We start from the raw sequence: 1,255 nt of genomic DNA on the forward strand, positions 1-1,255 counted from the left end.
GATCGGCGGGCAGGCGGTGCAGCCGGCCGGAACCCTCGTCGCGCAGCAGCAGGGGCCGGCCATCGCGCTCGACCATCGCCTGCAGGGCGCGGCCGAGCCGGTCGAGATCCAGGGGCGGGCTCATGCCAGCCTCCGGCGGCGCCAGGCGGGGACGGCGGGCCGCAGCCGGCCGACCAGCCAGCGGCGCAGCACCCGCAGCAGCGCCGGCACCGTCAGCCCGAAGAAGCTGATCGTGCCGAAGAACACGGTGCCGGCGAGGGCGACGTAGAGGGTGGCCCAGCTCCAGTAGACCACGAAGCACAGCACCGGCAGGCAGGCGCGGGCGTCGAGCATGAGGATGCGCACGGGCAGGGCGGTGTTGCGCCACATCAGCCGATCTCCTTGAGCGCGCGGGCCGCCACGGCCTCGGTGATCCGGCCCTGTTCCAGGGCCGAGCGGATCGAGGCGGTGAAGCTCTGACCCTGGGTGTCGACCGCCTCGCGGGTGATGACCGGCCAGGCGCCGGGATCGGCCCGCAGCAGCCGGGTCCGCAGCCCGGCATCGAAGGCGAGGAACTCGCGGATCGCGGTCCGGCGGCCGTCGGCCGAGGGCAGCAGGCGCTGGTTGACGACGAGGCGCAGCGACTGCGCGACCGAGGCCACGAGGTTGTCGCGCTCGTCGCGCGGGCACAGGGTGGTGATGCGCTGCATGGTCAGCGGCACGTCGTCGGCGTGGATGGTGGTGGTCAGCGCGTGGCCGGAGATGGCGGCGTGGATCGAGGCGGCCATGGTGGCGCTGTCGCGGCACTCGCCGACGATGATGTCGGTGGGCTCGCGGCGCATGCAGCCGCGGATGAAGGCCTCGAAGCTGGGCAGGTCGCGCGGCACCTCGGTCTGGGCCATGGTGGAGCTGGCGGTCGGGAAGCGGTCGAGCAGGAACTCGACCGGCGCCGCCGCCTCCTGGATGTTGTAGTGCCCCTCCGGGTCGGCCAGCTTGGCCACCGTCATGCCGGCGATCAGGGTGGACTTCCCCGAGCCGGTGCCGCCCGAGACGATCACCATGCCGCGCTCGGGAAAGCAGGCGGCGAGGATGCCGGGCTCGACCAGCTGCTGGGCCAGCGAGGGCGGCAGGTCGGGGATCGGGCGCAGCACGATGTTGGCGCCCTCGCGCCGCGCCGCGCGGATCGGGGTGGCGTTGAGCCGGAAGCGCAGCCGGCGCGAGCGGGACAGGCCCACCTCGTAGCTGACGTCGAAGTCGGAGCCGCCCTGCAGGCGGG

2 protein-coding genes are annotated in these 1,255 nt (G+C 73.8%); both read right to left on the bottom strand.

From position 1 onward, the window contains the following. Positions 1-120 precede the first annotated feature (120 nt). Positions 121-369, bottom strand: coding sequence for an IcmT/TraK family protein (gene icmT / locus ROTAS13_RS24630; protein WP_027297355.1), 249 nt, complete (start codon positions 367-369; stop codon positions 121-123). Next, positions 369-1,255: ATPase, T2SS/T4P/T4SS family (locus tag ROTAS13_RS24635; protein ID WP_075823676.1), on the bottom strand; the 887-nt coding region annotated here is incomplete at its 5' end. The genes icmT and ROTAS13_RS24635, both read right to left, overlap by 1 nt.

It is taken from the genome of Roseomonas sp. TAS13 (genome assembly GCF_001950415.1).
GTDB classification, from domain to species: domain Bacteria; phylum Pseudomonadota; class Alphaproteobacteria; order Acetobacterales; family Acetobacteraceae; genus Roseomonas; species Roseomonas mucosa.

Excerpts from the sequence above, each read along its gene's own strand:
- icmT (WP_027297355.1), bottom strand. The coding sequence starts at position 369 with ATGTGGCGCAACACCGCCCTGCCCGTGCGCATCCTCATGCTCGACGCC.